An 816-nucleotide genomic window follows, 5' to 3' on the forward strand; every position below is an offset into this window, starting at 1 on the left:
GGCGATGGCCCGCAACTGGTCGCGATCGATGAAGCCCATGCGGAAGGCGACCTCGGCGGGCGATCCGACGAGCATGCCCTGTCGGGACTGGATGGTCTGGACGAACATGCCGGCCTGCAACAGGGCGTCGGGAACGCCGGCATCCAGCCAGGCGCAGCCGCGGCCCAGCTTTTCCACCCGGAGGGAGCCCTCTTCGAGATAGATGCGGTTCAGGTCGGTGATTTCGAGTTCGCCGCGGGGGGAGGGGCGGATGTGCCGGGCGAAGGCGCTGACCCGGGCATCGTAGAAATAGAGGCCGGTGACCGCCCAGTGGGAGGCCGGATGGGTGGGTTTCTCGACCAGTGTGCTGGCGCGCCCTTCGGCATCGAAGCTGACCACGCCGTAGCGTTCGGGGTCGCGCACCTGGTAGGCGAAGACCGTGGCGCCGCTGTCGCGCCTGGCGGCGCCTTGCAGCAGGGTGCCGAGATGATCGGCGAAGATCAGGTTGTCGCCCAGCGCCAGGGCGCAGGGGGCGCCGGCCAGCCAGTCCTCGGCGATCAGGAAGGCCTGGGCGATGCCGTCCGGCGTGGGCTGGACGCGATAGCTGAAGCGCACGCCATACTGCGCGCCGTCGCCCAGCAGGCGGCGGAACTGCGGCAGGTCGTCGGGGGTGGAGATGATCATGATGTCGCGGATGCCCGCCAGCATCAGGGTCGAGAGCGGATAGTAGATCATCGGCTTGTCGTAGACCGGCAGCAACTGCTTGCTGGCCGCAAGCGTCATGGGGTGCAGGCGCGTGCCCGATCCGCCCGCCAGCAGGATGCCCTTCATCGGGGG

1 protein-coding gene is annotated in these 816 nt (G+C 68.8%); it reads right to left on the reverse strand.

Annotation, left to right across the window (positions count from 1 at the left end):
- Positions 1-810 (reverse strand): glucose-1-phosphate thymidylyltransferase RfbA (gene rfbA, locus HLH48_RS22850; protein WP_182999732.1); only part of this gene is annotated, 810 nt, incomplete at its 3' end.
- Between the last annotated feature and the right edge of the window lie 6 nt (positions 811-816).

It is taken from the genome of Gluconacetobacter sacchari (assembly GCF_014174255.1).
GTDB lineage: Bacteria > Pseudomonadota > Alphaproteobacteria > Acetobacterales > Acetobacteraceae > Gluconacetobacter > Gluconacetobacter sacchari.